At 68.3% G+C, this 17,935-nt stretch carries 11 protein-coding genes and 2 pseudogenes; 7 read left to right on the top strand and 6 right to left on the bottom strand.

Annotated features, from left to right (window positions below; translation table 11 throughout):
• Positions 1-19 precede the first annotated feature (19 nt).
• Positions 20-4,771, top strand: a complete 4,752-nt coding sequence (locus ABZ260_RS25900; RefSeq protein WP_355622549.1) for an acyltransferase domain-containing protein — start codon at positions 20-22, stop codon at positions 4,769-4,771.
• 13 nt (positions 4,772-4,784) lie between these two features.
• Positions 4,785-6,365 carry a carboxymuconolactone decarboxylase family protein gene (locus tag ABZ260_RS25895; RefSeq protein ID WP_355622546.1) on the top strand — a complete coding sequence of 527 codons (1,581 nt, stop codon included), beginning with the start codon at positions 4,785-4,787 and terminating at the stop codon, positions 6,363-6,365.
• On the opposite strand, the pseudogene ABZ260_RS25890 reads toward ABZ260_RS25895, so the two are convergent.
• Positions 6,365-6,469, bottom strand: a pseudogene (locus ABZ260_RS25890) (IS5/IS1182 family transposase); the annotation flags it as partial. The gene ABZ260_RS25895 and the pseudogene ABZ260_RS25890 sit on opposite strands and share 1 nt — an antisense overlap.
• Before the next feature lie 123 nt (positions 6,470-6,592).
• Positions 6,593-7,081: a hypothetical protein gene (locus ABZ260_RS25885; RefSeq protein WP_355622543.1), complete on the bottom strand. Its 489-nt coding sequence runs from the start codon at positions 7,079-7,081 to the stop codon at positions 6,593-6,595.
• A gap of 133 nt (positions 7,082-7,214) precedes the next feature.
• Here ABZ260_RS25885 and ABZ260_RS25880 point away from each other — a divergent pair, with 133 nt between their 5' ends.
• Together ABZ260_RS25880 and ABZ260_RS25875 are read left to right on the top strand one after the other, a co-directional pair.
• Entirely contained in the window at positions 7,215-8,366 is a 1,152-nt protein-coding gene (locus ABZ260_RS25880) for a sensor histidine kinase (RefSeq protein ID WP_355622540.1), read from the top strand.
• A complete protein-coding gene (locus ABZ260_RS25875) occupies positions 8,363-9,031 on the top strand; it encodes a response regulator transcription factor (protein ID WP_355622537.1) in 669 nt (222 codons plus the stop codon). The genes ABZ260_RS25880 and ABZ260_RS25875 overlap by 4 nt, the downstream gene beginning before the upstream one ends.
• 9 nt (positions 9,032-9,040) lie before the next feature.
• Here ABZ260_RS25875 and ABZ260_RS25870 read toward each other — a convergent pair.
• Both ABZ260_RS25870 and ABZ260_RS25865 read right to left on the bottom strand, forming a co-directional pair.
• A pseudogene (locus tag ABZ260_RS25870) lies at positions 9,041-9,184 on the bottom strand (IS3 family transposase); the annotation flags it as partial.
• A 211-nt stretch (positions 9,185-9,395) separates the two neighbouring features.
• The gene (locus ABZ260_RS25865) at positions 9,396-11,714 is read right to left on the bottom strand and encodes an excinuclease ABC subunit UvrA (RefSeq protein WP_355622534.1); all 2,319 of its coding nucleotides are present in this window, start codon (positions 11,712-11,714) and stop codon (positions 9,396-9,398) included.
• A gap of 77 nt (positions 11,715-11,791) precedes the next feature.
• Here ABZ260_RS25865 and ABZ260_RS25860 point away from each other — a divergent pair, with 77 nt between their 5' ends.
• Positions 11,792-12,595 carry a TetR/AcrR family transcriptional regulator gene (locus tag ABZ260_RS25860; RefSeq protein ID WP_355622531.1) on the top strand — a complete coding sequence of 268 codons (804 nt, stop codon included), beginning with the start codon at positions 11,792-11,794 and terminating at the stop codon, positions 12,593-12,595.
• Positions 12,596-12,673: 78 nt separating this feature from the next.
• Here the strand turns inward: ABZ260_RS25860 and ABZ260_RS25855 are convergent, their stop codons facing one another.
• Positions 12,674-13,324 (bottom strand): TetR/AcrR family transcriptional regulator, encoded by a 651-nt coding sequence (locus ABZ260_RS25855; protein ID WP_355622528.1) that lies wholly within the window; start codon positions 13,322-13,324, stop codon positions 12,674-12,676.
• A 135-nt stretch (positions 13,325-13,459) separates the two neighbouring features.
• Between ABZ260_RS25855 and ABZ260_RS25850 the strand changes: the two genes are divergently transcribed.
• A complete protein-coding gene (locus ABZ260_RS25850; RefSeq protein ID WP_355622525.1) occupies positions 13,460-14,899 on the top strand; it encodes a DHA2 family efflux MFS transporter permease subunit in 1,440 nt (479 codons plus the stop codon).
• Positions 14,900-15,010: 111 nt separating this feature from the next.
• Here ABZ260_RS25850 and ABZ260_RS25845 read toward each other — a convergent pair whose 3' ends face one another.
• Positions 15,011-15,778 (bottom strand): hypothetical protein, encoded by a 768-nt coding sequence (locus ABZ260_RS25845; protein WP_350962105.1) that lies wholly within the window; start codon positions 15,776-15,778, stop codon positions 15,011-15,013.
• A 159-nt stretch (positions 15,779-15,937) separates the two neighbouring features.
• Between ABZ260_RS25845 and ABZ260_RS25840 the strand changes: the two genes are divergently transcribed.
• Positions 15,938-17,863, top strand: a complete 1,926-nt coding sequence (locus ABZ260_RS25840) for a cobalamin-dependent protein (RefSeq protein ID WP_355622522.1) — start codon at positions 15,938-15,940, stop codon at positions 17,861-17,863.
• Positions 17,864-17,935: the final 72 nt, after the last annotated feature.

Here is a 17,935-nt window from a genome sequence, read left to right as displayed (position 1 = left end):
GGCGAGGCGACCGGTCCGGGTGGCCGCCGGTGGCGGCGAAGACGCGGGTGAACGCCGGCGCCTGCACAACAAGGACGCCTTGGCTGAGTTGGTACGCCACCAGATCGCGGCTGTCCTCGGCCACGCGGACGGTGCGAACATCGATGGTGACCGCGCCTTCAAGGACCTGGGCTTCGACTCGCTCACTACTGTGGAGTTGCGCAACGGCCTGGCGAAACGCATCGGGCTGGCGCTACCCGCGACCGTGGTGTTCGACCATCCGACGGCTGATGAGCTGATTACCCATCTCTGGTCGCGGATCCACGGCGCGGCTCCGGAGATCAGCCGGCCTCAGGCGAGGGCCGACCACGACGACCCGGTCGCCATTGTCGGTATGGCGTGCCGTTTTCCAGGTGGGATCGACACTCCTGAGCAACTGTGGCAGTTGCTGGCCGATGGAGGTGAAGTGCTTTCCTCTTTCCCTGAGGACCGCGGCTGGGATCTGACGACCTTGGTGAGCCGCAGTGCCACTGCATCCGGCGGGTTCCTCGCCGGAGTCGCTGACTTCGACCCGGGATTCTTCAGGATAAACCACCGTGAGGCCCTGGCGATGGACCCCCAGCAGCGACTGCTGTTGGAGACTTCGTGGGAGGCACTGGAACAAGCCGGCATCGTGCCCGCGACCCTGCGTGGTAGTGACGTGGGCGTGTTCATCGGCACCAACGGCCAGGACTACCCGACGCTGCTGGCCCAGTCTGAAGGTGACTTCGGTGGCTACGCCGGCATTGGCAGCGCGGCGAGCGTGGCGTCTGGGCGGCTTGCTTACACGTATGGCTTCACCGGTCCGGCGCTCACAGTGGACACCGCGTGCTCCTCGGCACTGGTCGCCCTGCATCTGGCCGCTCGGTCACTCCGGTCCGGGGAGTGCTCGCTCGCCCTGGTCAGCGGCGTCACAGTGATGACGACGCCAGAATTGTTCGTCGAGTTGACCCGGCAAGGAGTGCTGTCCGGCGACGGGCGTTGCAAGGCTTTCGCTGACGCGGCCGACGGGACAGGGTGGGCTGAAGGCGTGGGCATGCTTGTGGTCGAGCGGCTGTCGGAGGCGCGGGCGAAGGGCCATGAGGTGTTGGCAGTGCTCCGGGGCAGTGCCATCAACCAGGATGGCGCCTCGAACGGGCTCACCGCGCCGAACGGCGTCGCGCAGCAACGTGTCATTCGCCAGGCGTTGGCCTCCAGCGGCCTGTCCGTGTCCGATGTGGACGTCGTAGAGGCACACGGCACCGGAACCAGGCTGGGAGACCCGATTGAGGCCGACGCGTTGCTGTCGACCTACGGTCAGGACCGGGACCGGCCGTTGTGGCTCGGTTCGGTGAAGTCGAACCTGGGGCACACCCAAGCGGCCGCGGGTGTGGCAGGCATAGTGAAGCTGATCCTCGCCATGCGGCACGGGATTCTTCCACGGACGCTACATGTGGACGAGCCTTCGTCTCGGGTGGACTGGTCGGCCGGTTCGGTCAGGCTGGCGACCGATGCGGTGCCGTGGGCGACCAACGGGCGTCCACGACGCGGTGCGGTGTCCGCCTTCGGAATCAGCGGGACCAACGCACACGTCATTCTTGAAGAAGGCGAACAGTCCGGGAAACCGTCCAGCCGAGGGAAGCTGCCCTGGTTGCTGTCCGGTCGTACCGCCGATGCCCTTGGCGCACAGGCGGAACGCCTCCTGGCGGCCGACCCTGACTCGCGTGTGGCTCGACCGCTTGCGGTGTCTCGCACGCACTTCGAGTACCGTGCGGCGGTGCTGGACGGCAACCTTGACGCCCTCGCCGCTCTCGCGAGAGGCGAAGACCATGAGTTGGTTGTCCGTGGTGTGGTCGAGAAGCCGGTGGTACCGACGATCGTGTTCGCCGGTGCGACCGCGTGCACGGAGATGGGCCGTGAGCTGGCTCAGTTCCCGGTGTTCGCGGCAGCGCTGGCCGAGATCGGCAACCGGTTCGGGGAGGAAAGTGGTTTCGCGTTCGAGGTGGCGTTGTTCGGGTTGCTGGAGTCCTGGGGGGTGAGGGCGGAAGTCCGCGGCCATTCGGGTGGCGAGGTCGCCGCCGCGTATGTGGCCGGGGCGTTGTCGCTGGATGACGCCTACGAACTGGTCAGCGCCAAGGCCCAGGACCCTCGTGTCGCTGAATACCGGGTCCGGCCGTTCGGGCAGGACGACGTCGTTGTCGAACCGGGGACCTGCGATTCACTGTCCAGCTTGGTCAACGCGCTGGCAGGACTCCATGTGCGCGGCGTCCCGGTGGACTGGGCGGCCGTGATTCCGGGCGGGCGGTGCGCCGTGCCCACATATGCCTTCCAACGGCAGCGGTTCTGGCCGCGGGTGGCCCACCACACCATGCCCCCCAGCCCCATCGAAGCCGATGCCCAGACCGAGCCGCTGTCGGCGTTGGATCTCGTCCGGACCGAGGTGGCCAGGGCCCTGGGCCTGCCTGGTATGCAAGCGGTGGCGCCGGACAGTGAGTTCACCCGCCTCGGCCTGGACTCGTTGACCTTGATTGACCTGCGTGCCAGGCTGCGCGCCCGCACCGGCAAGAAGATCGAAGCGAGCGCGGTGTTCCGGCACCCGACCTCTGCGGCTCTCGCCCGCTATCTGGACGAGCTCGACCAGGGGCCGCAGGCCGAGCCGGGCGTGGATGACGCGGCGCCGGTGCCGGGTGTGATGCCGTGCGTGATCTCGGGCAGGTCGGGTGAGGCGTTGCGGGCGTGGGCGGGCCGTCTGGCGGTGTATGTGGAGGAGGGTAACGAGTTGGGGCCGGCCGATGTGGCGTTCTCGCTGGCCACGTCGCGGTCGGCGTTCGAGCATCGGGCGGTGGTGGTCGGCGGGGATCGCGAGGAGTTGCTGGCGGGGTTGGCCGCGGTCGCTTCCGGCGACTCGGCGGCGGGTGTGGTGCAGGGTGTGGCCGACGTGGATGGCCGGATGGTGTGGGTGTTTCCAGGTCAGGGGGCGCAGTGGCCGGGCATGGGTGCGCGGTTGCTGGAGGAGTCGCCGGTGTTCGCCCGCCGGATGGCGGAGTGCGCGGCGGCGTTGGAACCGTTCGTGCAGTGGTCGTTGCTGGATGTGGTGCGGGGTGTGGAGGGTGCGCCGGGGCTGGATCGGGTGGATGTGGTGCAGCCGACCTCGTTCGCGGTGATGGTGTCGCTGGCGGCGGTGTGGGAGTCGCTGGGGGTTCGCCCGGATGCGGTGGTGGGGCATTCGCAGGGTGAGATCGCGGCGGCGGTGGTGGCGGGTGGTCTGTCGTTGCAGGACGGTGCGCGGGTGGTGGCGTTGCGCAGCCGGTTGATCGGTGAACGGCTGTCCGGGCATGGGGTGATGCTGTCGGTGATGGCGCCGGTGGAGCAGGTGCGCGCGGCGCTGGCCGAGGATGATCTGCTGGATCGGATCTCGATCGCCGCGGTCAACGGGCCCCGGGTGGTCACCGTCGCCGGCGACGGGGAGGCCATGCGGGTGCTGGAGCGGCGGTTGTCGGCCGAGGGTGTCATGCGCTGGCAGTTGGCCGGTGCGGACTTCGCCGCGCATTCGCCGCAGGTCGAGCGGTTCCGTGACGATCTGCTGGTGGACCTGGCGGAGGTGGCGCCGCGTGCGGCGCGGGTGCCGATGCTGTCGACGGCGACCGGGCAGTGGCTGGAGGGCACGGAGCTGGACGCCGGCTACTGGTATGAGAACGTGCGGCGCACGGTGGAGTTCGCGCCGGCCATCGAGCGGTTGCTGGAGGAGCGGTATCGGGCGTTCGTCGAGGTCGGCCCGCACCCGCTGCTGACGTTGGGGATCGAGCAGGCGGTGGACGCGGCGGGGGTCACCGCGGTGGTCGCCGGGACCTTGCGCCGCGACGAGGGTGGCATGGACAGGGTGGTGCTTTCGGCGGCCGAGCTGTTCGTCCGCGGAGTCGAGGTGGACACTGCGCCAAGCGCGCCACAGAGCCCGCCGGACGTCATCGCGCGCCTGCACCGGCAGTCGGTCGACGCTGGTTTGATGGACCAGGCGGACGCATTGCTGCGCGGGGTGGCCGAAGTGCGCGAGAAGTCGGCCGAGCCGCCGGCCCTCCGTCTGACACCGTTGAGGGACAGTGGAACCGGGCGTCAGCTGGTCTGTGTCGCGCCCATCGTTCCCACCACCGGCGAGCATGTCTACCATGGTCTGGCCACCGCTCTTGGCGGCCAGTGGGATGTCAGCGTGGTCACGCCTGGCGGGTTCACCGCCGGCGAGCTGTTGCCCAGCTCCCGGACCGTGTTGATCGAGCAACTGGCGACCGCGGTCGTGGACCGCACCGTGGCGGGTCCGCTTGTCCTGCTCGGAACATCTTCGGGCGGGTTGCTCGCCCACGAGGTCGCCGCCTGGCTTGACGATCGCGGCCTTGCCGTCGACGCGGTTGTCCTGCTGGATACCCACTTGCTCGACTCGAAAGCCACTGAGGTGTTGCGGCCCAGGCTGTGGCCGGCGTTGCATGCCCGGGAATCGGTGGTCGACGGGCTCGACTGGGTCCGGTTGTCGGCCACCGCCTGGTATTTGGACCTGTTGTCGTCGTGGCGTCCTCGGTCGACGCGAGTGCCTTCGCTGCTGGTGCGCGCGTCTGCGCCGCTGGGCACCGTGCACGACGACGCTTGGCGATCGACGCTGCCCGGGATGACCGACGTCATCGACGGCCCCGGCCACCATCTGTCGATGCTCGAGCAGCACATTGTGGAGACCGGTGGCCGCGTGGCGGACTGGCTCGAACGCATGGTGTTGAACAAAAGGCAGTGAGAGGTAGGTAGACATGTACTACGAGCACCTGAGCGAGTCCGTGTGGATCGCCTATGACGGAACCACTCGCAACGCGACGTACGTGCGGGGTGACATGAGCGGGGGTATGCTCGTCGGCACTCTCGACAGCGCGGACGCCACGAGACAGTTGCTCGGTTACGGCGATGGCGCGGCGAAGGTGGTGGTGCTCACCGACACCGACTTCGGGCAGCACATCCCGGACTACGCCCCGACACTCACCTCGGTGGAGACGGCGGCGGCACTCGCCAGGTGCCCTCTGCTCGACGCCGTCGAGGTGGAGCGGGGTTCTCCACTCGATGCCTATCTCGGGAGATCCCAGCGCACACACGGAATCGCGGCTCGGCGATTAACACCTGATCAAACCTTCAGCGGTGCGGCCGACCTCAAACTCGGCCACACACTTGTCGAGGTTCAGGACATCGGGCGCGCCTACAGCACCGCTGACACGATCGTGTGGCTTCCTGACGAGGCGGTGCTGATCACAGGTGCCGCTGTCGTCAACGGTGTGCATCCCGCGTCGTGGTCGGGCTCGATCGAGCTGTGGCGTGCGGCTTGCGTCCAGCTCGCGGCGCTACGGCCGACTGTAGTGGTTCCCGGGTACGGGCCGGTCACCGACATCACCGGGATCATCGATCTGCGGGACTATCTCGAGCACCTGCACGGCGAGGCGGAGGTGCGCTACCGCAAGGGAATGCCGGTCGAGGAGGCCGCCGCCGAACTGCCGCTCGGCCGCTGGGACCAGTGGGACTGCCGGGAGAACCTGGTGATCACCTTGGCCACCGTCTACAAGTCCCTGGGCGACAGCACCGACCGCACGGTCACCGGCGTCCTGACCACCGCCGCCGAGATCGCCGAGGGCATCCGCCGACGGCCGCGGATCGCACCCGTCGCCCCCGGTGAGCGTGACCAGGAAACACTGGACGCGTTGGGCCTCATCGAAGGGGAGAACTCGATCTTCGAGCTGCACCGTGTGAACATCCCGAACATTCTCACCACCTTTGTACGGCACACCAAGCTGTACAAGGAGAGCGTGCCCCTCGCCCGTGGCGTGATCGACGGCGTCCTACCGCCACGACACCGCGAATTGGCGATCTTGCGCGGCGCGTGGGCGTGTTCGGCGATCTACCAGTGGAATCACCACTACCTTGTCGCCCTCAGCGTCGGCCTCACCCGAGAGGAGATCGACCTGATTTCCCAGGACATCTCCCTCGGACCATGGACCCGGCACGAGCGGGCGGTGCTGACCGCTGTGGACGAACTGCACACCGAGTCAGTGGTTTCCGACCACACCTGGGAGACCCTGTCGGAAACCTACGGCGAACGTGAACTGATCGAACTCGTCACCCTGATCGGCGAATACCACAAGATCTCCTTCGCGCTGAATAGCTGGGGCGTCTCCCTCGAACCGTGGATGGGCCCTTACCGCATTCCCTCCGGCTGGCGCACCGCCCAGCACGGCCGAGCCACTCCCTTGGACGATGTCTCACGCGGTGAGCTTGGCGAGTTTCCGGTAGCAGGTCAGCACGGCGGAGAGGCCGAGGAAGGCGAGAGGTGGCTGCCCTTGCATTATTAATACCGGACGGGGAGACGGCGGTAGCCGAACAGCCGGGCAAGGAACCTCTCAATCTTCCACCGGTGCCGTCCCAGCCGCTCGGATGACTTCTTCGCATTCCGGGGACCGGACCACAGGCTCGGCCCCGGCCAGGCAGGTCGGCGTCTTGTCGCGCTCACGCGGTAGCAGCAGTCCGGCCAGATACTCGCGAAACCCGCGCCGCTGCCCGAACGCGGAGAATCAGGTACTCAGGACGCCCTGGAAGTTGATGGGATGACTCTGCTGAGTCCCCAGGCGATCAGGCCGGTGATCGCTCCAACGATGACGCCGGTGAAGAGACTGCTGATCGCGGCGAACAGCCGCAGGATGACGGACTGCGTCGCCGGGTTGAGATCGCTCAGGTTCCCGCCGAGTACGGGCGGGTTGCCGCCGAAGCCGGCGTCCCAGAGCAACTGGTGTCCCGCGGTAAGGAAGACGCCGTAGAACAGGCCCACGACGAGCAGGGTGAGGAAGGGGCTGGGCACTCGTTTCCAGAGGGCGACCCCGATCCAGGTCATCGGTGGTACGAAGACGAACAGGGCGTTGACGAAGGTGCCCTCGTGGATGACGTCCAGGTCGTGAAGCACGACCCGGGGCGCCGCGAGAAGAGCGAGCCCGATTACCGCGATCATGGGCAGCCCGAGAACCGGGCGTCTCGGGGCGGGCGGCCGAGGTGGTGGGGTGTGCTGATGGGTCATGGCTGCACACTAGGGAGCGCCATGGGCGCGGCACATCCGTATCCGATCTTGATGCCGGTACGTCCAGAGGCGACCCCCGGTGTCGCCTCACGCGGGCCGCGGAGCCGCCGAGGGGCACCCTAGGGTGGATCCCATGGTCGACGAGCGGGCACGAAGGAGACTCCCATCCTGGGCCGTCGACGCCCTGATCGGTGCGGGCGTCAGCCTCACCGTGTCGGTCGTGATCTCCGCCGACCAGGGAGGACGGCACGGTCCGGACGCGATCGCGTACCTGTGGGCGGTAGGTCTTGGCGCGCTGATGCCGGCCCGCCGGCGCTACCCGGTGATCGTGCTCGCCGTCAGCGCGCTGGGACTGTTCGCCTACTACGCCGCCGGCTATCCGGCTGTCGGGGTCGCCGTCCCGGTCGCCGCGGCGTTGTTCTCGGCGGCCGAGTTCGGCCGGCTCGTCCATGCCGTTGTCACCGCTGCCGTCGTGGTCGCGGTCTCGCTGTTCTTCCGCCTGGTCGAGGGCCAGGATTTCTCGTTCGTCGTCGGTTATGAACTGGCCGGACACATCCTGCTCATGGCCGCGGCGATCGCCCTGGGAGACGGCCTGAGATCGAGAAGGACCGCACAGGCGGGAGTGAGGCGGATCGCCGAGCTCACCGCCCAGCGGTATCAGCAGGAAGCGGACGCGCGCGTTCACGCCGAACGCCTGGCCATCGCGCGGGATCTGCACGACTCGATCGGTCACACGACCTCCGTCATCTCCCTGCACGCCGATGTCGCCCGCGAGTCGCTCGGTCACGACGAGACGCAGACCCGCGCGGCTCTCGACCTGATCAGGTCCACCGCCACGCGCACGATGAGCGAGCTGCGCAGAACCGTCGCCCTGCTCCGTGCGCCGACTGAGAACCCGAGATCGGTCGTCTCGCTGTCGAGCATCGACACACTTCGTGAAACGGCCGCGGCTGCGGGAACCAGCATCGACATCGACATGCGCGTCACCGCTCAGTTGCCCGCGACGGTCGACGCCGCGGCGTTCCGAATCGTTCAGGAGGCGGTCACCAACATCGTCAGGCACTCGCGCGGTACCCACGCCCGCGTCACCGCGTACGACGACGGCACCCTGCTTCACGTGTCGGTGACCGATGACGGTGCGGACCTGGGCGGCGATACCGGGCACGGGCATGGGATCGCCGGGATGCGCGAGCGAGCCGAGGCGCTTGGCGGCACCCTGACAGCCGGACCCGGAACCACGGGATTCACCGTCCGATCCGTCCTCCCGCTGGAGCAACCGTCATGATCAGCGTGATCGTCGTCGACGACCAGGAGCTCGTACGTGCGGGCCTGCGCACACTCCTTGAGAACGATCCGGAGATCACCGTTGTCGGCGAGGCGTTCGACGGCCGCGCCGCGCTCTCCCGCGTCCGGGAGCTGCACCCCGACATCGTGCTGATGGACATCCGGATGCCCGGCATGGACGGGCTTGAGGCGACGGCCGCGATCCGCGCCGACGATTCGCTGGCGGGCTCGCGGGTCCTGATCCTCACCACGTTCGACGAGGACGACGACATCATCGAGGCCGTCACTCTCGGCGCGGCCGGCTACCTCCTCAAGGACACGCCGTCCGACGACCTCCGGAAGGCGGTGCACACGGCCGCGGCGGGCGGAAACCTCCTCTCGCCCACGATCGCCCGGCGGGTCATGGAACACCTCGCCCGAGCCCCGAAACCGCCAGAACCAGACCCGCGACTGGCCGCCCTGACCGAGCGAGAACTGACCGTCCTCACTCGGGTCGGTCACGGAGACACCAACGCCGAGATCGCCGCGGCGCTCTTCATCAGCCCGGCGACCGTACGCACCTACGTCAGCCGGATCCTGACCAAGCTCGATGCCCGGGACCGCACGGCACTGGCCGTCATCGCCCACCGCTCCGGGCTGAGCACCGGCGAAGACGCCCACAATTAGCTCACCTGTCAGGCGGGCGATGGTGCAGCGGGCCACCACGATGTGCTCGCGATGCAACCGCCGCCAGACCTTCCGGATCCCGTGGACACCGTAGTTGTCCCGATGGACCCGGCTGATGTGGGCTTTGAGTTCCCCATCGCGCACGGCGCGGGCGCTGGGCCGGCGGTTGGTGGCGGTATAGGCCGAAGCGTACCGCCAGCTCGCCGACCTGGTCATGACCAGCCTGACGGCCGAGAGGACAACACCGTGACCACTGATGACCGAAGCGTGCGTCACACCCGTGCTCACCTTCGCCGAGGCGGCCGAGCATTCACATCTGGCGGTACGCGGCACGTACCTCGAGGTGGACGGTGTGGTTCAGCCGCTACGCACCGTCTTTCCCCAGGTAGGTGCGCAGGTGCCGGGCGGTGAGCGAGTCGCCCGTGGAGACCAGGTCCGCGGGAGTGCCGGTGAAGACCACCCGGCCGCCGTCGTGGCCGGCACCCGGGCCGAGGTCGATGATCCAGTCGGCGTGGGCCATCACCGCCTGGTGGTGCTCGATGACGATGACCGTGTTGCCGTCGTCGACCAGCCGGTCCAGCAGGGCCAGGAGCTGGTCCACGTCCGCCAGGTGCAGGCCGGTGGTCGGCTCGTCCAGCACGTACGTGGTGGCCTTCTCCGCCATCCGGATGGCCAGCTTGAGCCGCTGCCGCTCGCCGCCGGACAGGGTGGTGAGCGGCTGGCCCAGGCCGAGGTAGCCCAGGCCCACGTCGGCGAGCCGGTTCAGGACGGCGCGGGCCGGGCCGGAGGCGAAGAAGTCGCGGGCCTCGGCCACCGACATGGCCAGCACCTCGCTGATGTCCTTGCCACGCAGCTTGTGGGTGAGCACCTCGGGGGTGAACCGCTTCCCCTCGCACTGCTCGCACACCGACGCCACCCCGGCCATCATCGCCAGGTCGGTGTAGACCAGGCCGATGCCCTTGCAGTTCTGGCAGGCCCCCTCGGAGTTCGCGCTGAACAGGGCGGCCTTGACCCCGTTGGCCTTGGCGAAGGCGGTACGGATCGCATCGAGCAGCCCGCTGTAGGTGGCCGGGTTGCTGCGGCGCGACCCCCGGATCGGGGCCTGGTCGACCACCGCGACGTCGTCCCGGCGGGGGAGCGAGCCGTGGATCAGCGAGCTCTTGCCCGAGCCGGCGACGCCGGTGACCACGGTCAGCACGCCCAGCGGGATGTCGACGCTCACGTCCTTCAGGTTGTGCAGGCCGGCGCCGGTGATGGACAGCTGCCCGCTGGGCTGCCGTACCTTCTCACGCAGGCGGGCCCGGTGGTCCAGGTGGCGGCCGGTCAGGGAATCCGACGCGCGCAGCCCGGCCACGTCGCCGGTGAAGCAGATCCGCCCGCCGGACGAACCGGCCCCGGGACCGAGGTCGACCACGTGGTCGGCGATCTCGATCGTCTCCGGCTTGTGCTCGACCACCAGGACCGTGTTGCCCTTGTCGCGCAGCCGGAGCAGCAGGCCGTTCATCCGCTCGATGTCGTGCGGGTGCAGGCCCACCGTGGGCTCGTCGAAGACGTAGGTGACGTCGGTCAGGCTGGAGCCGAGATGCCGGACCATCTTCACCCGCTGGGCCTCGCCTCCGGACAGGGTGCCGGATTCGCGGTCCAGGCTCAGGTAGCCCAGGCCGATCTCGACCAGCGAGTCCAGGGTGTTGCGCAGGGTGGCGATCAGCGGCCGTACCGACTCGTCCTCGATGTCCCGGACGAAGTCGGCCAGGTCGCTGATCTGCATGGCGGCGCAGTCGGCGATGTTGCGGCCGTTGATCTTCGAGCCCAGTGCGGCGGGGTTGAGCCTGGTGCCGCCGCACGCCTGGCAGCTGGTGAACGTCACGGCCCGGTCCACGAACGCCCGGATGTGCGGCTGCATGGACTCGCGGTCCTTGGCGAGATAGAGCCGCCGCACCTTGACCAGGAGCCCCTCGTAGGTGGTGTTCATGGTGCCGATCTTGATCTTGGTGGCGGGTCTGTGCAGGAAGTCCTCCCACTGGGCCGGGGTGTAGTCCTTCAGCTTGACGTCGCGGTCGAAGAATCCGGAGTGGGCTATCGACTGCCAGTACCACGAGTCCACATTGAAGTTCGGGGCGGTGATCGCTCCCTCGTTGAGCGAGAGGTCGACGTCGACCAGCTGGGAGACGTCGACGTCCGACACCCGGCCGAGTCCCTCGCACTTCGGGCACATGCCCTCGGCGCTGTTGAAGCTGAACGCGGTCGAGGTGCCGACGTGCGGGGTGCCGATCCGGCTGAAGACGATCCGCAGCATCGTCTGCGCGTCGGTCGCCGTGCCGACCGTGGAGCGGGAGTTGGCACCCATCCGCTCCTGGTCGACGACGATCGCCGCACTCAGGTTGCGCAGGGCGTCGACGTCGGGCCGGCCGAGGCTCGGCATGAACGACTGGACGAAGGCCGTGTAGGTCTCGTTGATCAGCCGCTGCGACTCCGCGGCGATGGTGCCGAAGACGAGGGAGGACTTTCCGGAGCCGGATACCCCGGTGAAGACGGTGAGCCTGCGCTTGGGAATGTCCAGCGAGACGTCGGCCAGGTTGTTCTCCCTGGCGCCGCGGACCTCGATCACGTCGTGGCTGTCCGCGGCGGCCCGGCCGTGCCGCGTGTCGTGGTCGTCGGTGGGGGTGGGGCTGGAGGGGGACACTGACCTTCTCCCTTGATATCCTTAGGGTGTAAAGAGATAGCCCGGTAAAGTTAGTTTATGCCGTAAGGAGTGGCAAGTTGGTCGTCTTCGCCGGACAGGGCGACGCGCGCCGTTCGATGGCACTGCTGTGGCATACCTCGAGGTCGGAAGAGGGGCGCCCCGGCCCCAAGCCCGGTCTGAGCGTGGATGTGATCGTGGATACGGCCATCGCCGTCGCCGACTCCGAGGGGATGGCCGCGCTCTCCATGCGCGCGGTGGGTGAACGGCTCGGCCGCACCGCCATGGCCCTCTACACCTACGTGCCCAGCAAGGGCGAGCTGGTCGACCTGATGTACGACCGGGCCCTGGCCGAGTTGCCCACCTCCTATGAGCTGGGGGCGGGCTGGCGGGCGGCCGTGACCTCCTGGGCCGAGGAGGCCTGGGCGTTCTACCTGCGCCACCCGTGGGTGCTGCAGGTCTCGCAGGCGCGCCCGGTGCTGGGCCCCAACGAGTACGTCATGCTGGAGACGGCGCTGCGCATCCTCCGCGAGACGGGCCTCACGGCCGGGGTGCTGCGGCGCCTCGTCGGGGTGCTGTTCCACTTCGTGCGCGCGGCGGCGCAGACGGTCGCGGAGTCGCGCCAGGCCCCGGCGGCGACCGGGATGTCCGACGAGGAGTGGTGGTACGCCCGCTCGGCCCTGCTGGAGGAGGTCGCGCCGGACTTCGCCGAGCGGTTCCCGACGCTGACCTGGCTCGACAGCGAGGGTGCCTACCAGTCCGAGGACGAGAGCGTGCCCTACCTGGAACAGGAGGCGAAGGAGACCTTCGCGGCCGGTCTCGCCGTCCTCCTGGACGGCATCGAGGCGGCCGTGAACAGGGCCGGCGTACGAGCACTTCCATGATCCGCAGGGCGTGCGGGGCCCTGGTGGCACGGCCCGGCTGACCGATCCTCGCCACGGCGGGGTCCGCGGGGCAGGGGCCTAACGGGCGTCGGGGCCGAAGGCCCGCAGGAACGTGTGGACGGCGGCGCGGGCCACGGCTCGCAGTTCGGCGTCGCCGACCTGGCGGGTTCCCAGCCGGGACCTGGCCTCCATCGGGCCGGTGAGCAGGGCGTTGAACTGTTCGGCCGCCTGTGCCGGGTCGGTCGCGTGCAGGCGGCCGGCGAGCGTGAGCCGGGCCAGCCGGTCGGCCAGGGCCTGGGCGACGCGCTCGGCCGCGCGCCCCTGGACGATGTCGAGCAGGTCGGGGAACTGGTTGAGCTCCGCCGAGAGCAGCCGCCGCAGTGCCCAGGAACGGTCGTCGCAGTAGCACTGGAGCAGGCTGTGGCCGACCTCCTCCAGCATGGCGCGCGGCTCGCCGTGCTCGGTGAGCCGCTCCAGTACGGCCAGGTTCCTGGCCAGCGCCCTGTCGGCCTGTGCGGTGATCGCCTGGCGTAGCAGGGTCTCCTTGTCGCCGAAGTGGTTGTACACGGTGGCCTTGGCGACGCCCGCCTCGGCGGCGATCATGTCCACCCCGGCCTGGGCGTACCCCTGGCGGGCGAACACCGTGAACGCGGCATCCAGGATCGCCTGCCGCTTGTCGATGCGTCCGCGCACGACGGAGGGGCTCTGTTCGGCCGAGATTCCGCTCATAGGCCGCATCATACTTCCCGAACCACCCGATTGGACTAATCAGTCTGGTTTTTTAGACCAGATTGACTAAGACTCATGGGTCTCTTAATTTGGTCGCACTGGTCTAGTTCGTTGTGATCGAAGCGGAGAGAACCCATGACAGAACCGCGAGACGACCGGCTGGATCCGGCACTGCTGCGGCTGATCGGCGTGATTTTGCTCGGCGGGCTGCTGGGCATCCTCAACAGCACGATGGCCGCCGTCGCCACCGACACCCTGGCCGCCGCCTTCGACACCTCGCTGAGCACGATCGGCTGGGCCTCCACCGGTTTCCTGCTGGCCGTCACGGCCACCATCCCCTTCGCCACCTGGGCCGTCGACCGGTTCGGCGGCAGGCGGCTCTGGCTGATCGGCCTCCTGCTGTTCCTGGCCGGATCGCTCGCCTCCGGGCTGGCCTGGGACGTCGGCAGCCTGATCCTCTTCCGCGTCGTCCAGGGCCTCGGCGCCGGCCTCCTCGACCCGCTCGTGCTGGTCCTGCTGGCCCGGGCCGCAGGTCCGCATCGCGCGGGACGCGTGATGGGCCTGATGGGCGTGGTCCTCTCCCTCGGCCCGGTCCTCGGGCCGATCCTGGGCGGCGCCATCCTCCAGGGACTGCAGTGGCGATGGATGTTCCTGCTCAGCGTGCCCGTCGGCATCATCGCCCTGCTGCTCGCCCTGCGCGTGCTGCCCGCCGACCCGCCGGCCGAGCGGCAGCCGCGGGTCCGGCTCGACGCCATCGGCCTGGCCCTGATCGGTCCGGGCTTCGCGGCGCTCATCCTGGCCCTGTCGCAGACGGCCGAGCAGGGCACGTTCACCGCCTGGCAGGCGCTCAGCCCGCTGGCCGCCGGCGCCGCGCTGCTGATCGGCTACACGATCCACGCGTTCCGTACCCGGCGCACGCCACCCCTGATCGACCTGCGACTGTTCGCCGGCCGCGGTTTCACCGCGAGCGTCACCATCATGGGCCTGGGCGGCCTCGCGAACTTCGCCGTCTTCTTCGCGCTGCCGCTGTACTACCAGCAGGCGCACGGGTACGGCGTGCTCGCCGCCGGGCTGCTGATGGCGCCCGTGGGCCTCGGCGGCTCCATCGCCATGCCGCTGGCCGGACGGCTGTCGGACCGGCTCGGCGCTCGCGGGCTGGCAGGCGGCGGCGCGCTCGTGGCCGCCCTCAGTGCGCTGGCCTTCACCCAGATCGGAGCGGAAACCCCCGAGGTGTGGCTCGTGCTGGGCGCCCTCACCATCGGCCTGGGCATGGGCTTCTTCAGCGCCCCCACGATGGGATCGCTGTATCGCACACTGCCCGCCCCGATGGTGGCGCAGGGCAGCTCGGTGCTCTACATGCTCAACCAGCTCGGCGCCGCGATCGGGGTCGCCGTCGTCACGCTCATCCTGCAGACCGCCGACGACGCGACAGCCGGCTTCCACGGCGTCTTCTGGTTCACCGTCACCGTGATCGTGGTCATTCTGGCCGCCATCCCGCTCCTGCCGGGCCGGCCCCGGGCGCAGGTCGTACCGGAGACGTCATCACCGGTGCCCTCTCCATCCAGGCGGAGCTGAGCCCGGCGTCGGGACGGCCCGGTCGTGAACCGGGCCGTTCCCCTCCTCCCGGACTCCTCGGGGCCCGGGCGCCGGTGGGTGTGGCCGGTGAGCCCGGGACCGTCCCGGAGCTCAGCTGAACATCGCCTCCATGGTCTCGTGCGACTGTTCCTTCTTCGCGTCGGACTCGCTGCCCCAGCAGGTGTTGAGGATGATCCGGGTGCGGTCCTCCGACAGCGGGACCGTGCGGTGCAGCGTCGTGTCGGAGCGCAGGAAGTAGATGTCGCCGCTCTGGTGGGCGTAGGTGCTGATCGGGTAGCGGATGAGGTGGTCGTGGACCCGGGGGTCCTCCTTCACCCAGTTGGTGTGCGGAACGCACTGGAGCATGCCGCCGTACTCGCTGCTCGGCGCCTCCAGGATCCAGATGAGGGTGAAGCTGAAGTCGCCCCAGTGCCAGCCGTGGGTGTCGCCCTGCTTCTCCTGGCGGATGATGACGTACTTCTCCTCGTCCCAGGGGCAGTTGACGACGGGTTCGTTCGCCAGCCGGCCCAGGAAGCCCTTGAGGGCGGGGGAGTCGTAGAGCTCCGGGATCAGGGAGCTGTCGCCGGCGATGGACTGCTGGCTGACCGTGCTCATCTTCCGCGGGGAGTTGCTGGTCTCCTTGAGGTTGATGTCGATCCGGCGCGCGTGCAGGTCGAGCAGGCGCTCCACCTCGTCCGAGACGAGATCCTTGACCTCCTCGGAGACCACATTCCGCAGTTTGACGTAGCCGTTCCTGCGGAAATCATGGGAGAATCTGCGGATTTCCCAGGGGTCCTGAAAGGTCTTTTCGAGATGCTCCGCGATCCGGTCGTCGAGTGAGAGCGTCCCGAGGCCGGTCTCGTAGTCGTGAGTCGGCATACGGTTTCTCCTCCGTGGTTATCGAGGTTTCCAGAACCGTAACACGCGAGTGGTGTCCGCAATTGGCGCGCGTTGTCCGTCCCATCCCCCTGTGAAAGCATGAGCGGATTCCATCCGATCGGCTTCAGCGATTACTCGGACTACGCAGGGACGAGCGTCATGAACACCAAAGTCACATTCGTCGAGCTGTCTGCATTCGAGGCCATCCTGCCCCTCGCCTCCGGCTACATGCAGGCTTACGCACAGCACGATCCGGAGGTGGGGCCGCGATGTGATTTCGAGATCTTCTCCGCCCCGGTGTCCGCGGACAGAAAGGAGGTGATCGCAGAACTCCTGGAAAAGCGCAGCGATGTCTACGCCATCAGTTGCTACATCTGGAACATCGGATTCGCGCGCGCGGTGCTGGCCGCGCTGCACGAGCGGCTCCCGGCGGCCCGGTTCATCCTCGGCGGTCCCCAGGTCATGCTGCACGCCGACGAGTACGTCGCCCCCGAACAGGAGAACGTCGTCGTCTGCAACGGCGAGGGCGAGAAGACGATGCTGCAGTACCTGCGCCAGGTGATCGGCGACGACCCCGACTTCTCGGCCGTCGACGGGATCAGCTTCTGGCGGTCGGGGGAACTCGTCACCACCGAGGCCGCCGAGCGGGTGCGCGACCTGATGGAGGTGCCCTCGCCCTTCACCTCCGGCGTCTTCGAGGAGGGCAAGTACACCACCGCCATCCTGGAGACCAACCGCGGATGCCCGTTCAGCTGCGGTTTCTGCTTCTGGGGCGCGGCGACCAACGACAAGGTCCACAAGTTCGAGGACCAGCGGGTCCGCGACGACATCACCTGGATCAGCAAGCACGACTTCGTGTCGATCTTCATCGCGGACGCCAATTGGGGCATGGCCCCGCGCGACGTGGAACTGACCCGCCACCTGGTGGAGTGCAGCGAGCAGAACGGCTACCCGGTGATGGTCTCGATGGCCGCGGCCAAGAACAAGCCCGACCGGATGGCCGAGATCACCGAGATCCTCGTGCAGGGCGGACTGCTGACCAGCCAGCCCATCTCCCTGCAGTCGATGAGCTCCAGGACCCTGGAGTTGGTCGACCGCTCGAACATCAAGCCCGCGACCTACACCGAGTTGCAGAGAACGCTCAGGGAGAAGCGCATCAGCTCCTACATCGAGCTGATCTGGCCGCTTCCCGGAGAGACCCTGGAGTCATACAAGGAGGGAATCGCGGAACTGTGCCGGCTCCGTGCCGACACGCTCATCGTCTATCCGCAACTCCTGCTGCACAACACCTCGATATACGCCAAACGGGAGCTTCTCGGAGTGCAGGTGGAACGCGTTCCCAGTGATGTCACGGAAGCCGACGTGGTGGTCGGCACCAACTGGGTAAGCCGTACGGAGTGCGAGCGCGGCACCTGGTTCTACTACGCCGTCCACTCGCTCTACAACCTACGCGGCCTGTATTACCTCGCCAATTATCTGGAGAGGTCCGGAACAAGGCGGCTGGAGGATTTCTTCACCGACGCCGCGACGTATTTCGAGAGCCGTACCGACACCGAGGTCGCCAGTTTCTTCCGCGATTCCGTGCAGAAACTCTGGAACTACGATTTCCATAATTTCGGGATGGTCGCGCACCTCGTCCTGCACTCGCACCGCGAGGAGTTCGACGGGCTGCTCGCCGACTTCGCCCGCGGTCAGTCCTGGTGGCGGGACGCCGGGGCACGGGCCGCGTTCGAGCTCGACCTGCTGGCCAGGCCCTACATCTACCTGGCCAGGCCCAAGCCGCCGGGCTACGACTTCACCGAGCTGCGCGTCGAGCCGCACGGCAGGACGGCCTCGGTCGTCGACATGCCCGCCGACCTGGCCGCCCTCCTCATCGACCTCGACGTGACCGGCCTGGAGGCCGGCCAGGAGCACCTCACCCGGCTGGTGCTCGACCACCCGCGCGGGCGGAAGCTGCCGTTCATGCCCGAGCGCAGCCTGGAGCACAACGCCTCCTACTGCCAGGGCATGGTGCTGCGGCTGCGGGAGTATCTGCCCACCTGGCGGCCGGAGTCCGAGGTCGCCGCGCTGCCGGGCCGCCGCTGACCTCCTCGCAGGCCGGGGAGAACGACTGGGCCTGCCGCGAGTGCACCTTCCGGCGGCCTGAGCCGTCCTGGG

This window comes from Streptosporangium sp. NPDC006013 (assembly GCF_040614275.1).
Taxonomy (GTDB): domain Bacteria; phylum Actinomycetota; class Actinomycetes; order Streptosporangiales; family Streptosporangiaceae; genus Streptosporangium.
This window is presented reverse-complemented; position numbering and strand designations above follow the sequence as displayed.

Coding starts and splice junctions, on each gene's coding strand:
- ABZ260_RS25845 (WP_350962105.1), bottom strand. CDS start 15,778: ATGCCGACTCACGACTACGAGACCGGCCTCGGGACGCTCTCACTCGAC.
- ABZ260_RS25840 (WP_355622522.1), top strand. CDS start 15,938: ATGAACACCAAAGTCACATTCGTCGAGCTGTCTGCATTCGAGGCCATC.
- ABZ260_RS25895 (WP_355622546.1), top strand. CDS start 4,785: ATGTACTACGAGCACCTGAGCGAGTCCGTGTGGATCGCCTATGACGGA.
- ABZ260_RS25850 (WP_355622525.1), top strand. CDS start 13,460: ATGACAGAACCGCGAGACGACCGGCTGGATCCGGCACTGCTGCGGCTG.
- ABZ260_RS25885 (WP_355622543.1), bottom strand. CDS start 7,081: ATGACCCATCAGCACACCCCACCACCTCGGCCGCCCGCCCCGAGACGC.
- ABZ260_RS25875 (WP_355622537.1), top strand. CDS start 8,363: ATGATCAGCGTGATCGTCGTCGACGACCAGGAGCTCGTACGTGCGGGC.
- ABZ260_RS25880 (WP_355622540.1), top strand. CDS start 7,215: ATGGTCGACGAGCGGGCACGAAGGAGACTCCCATCCTGGGCCGTCGAC.
- ABZ260_RS25855 (WP_355622528.1), bottom strand. CDS start 13,324: ATGAGCGGAATCTCGGCCGAACAGAGCCCCTCCGTCGTGCGCGGACGC.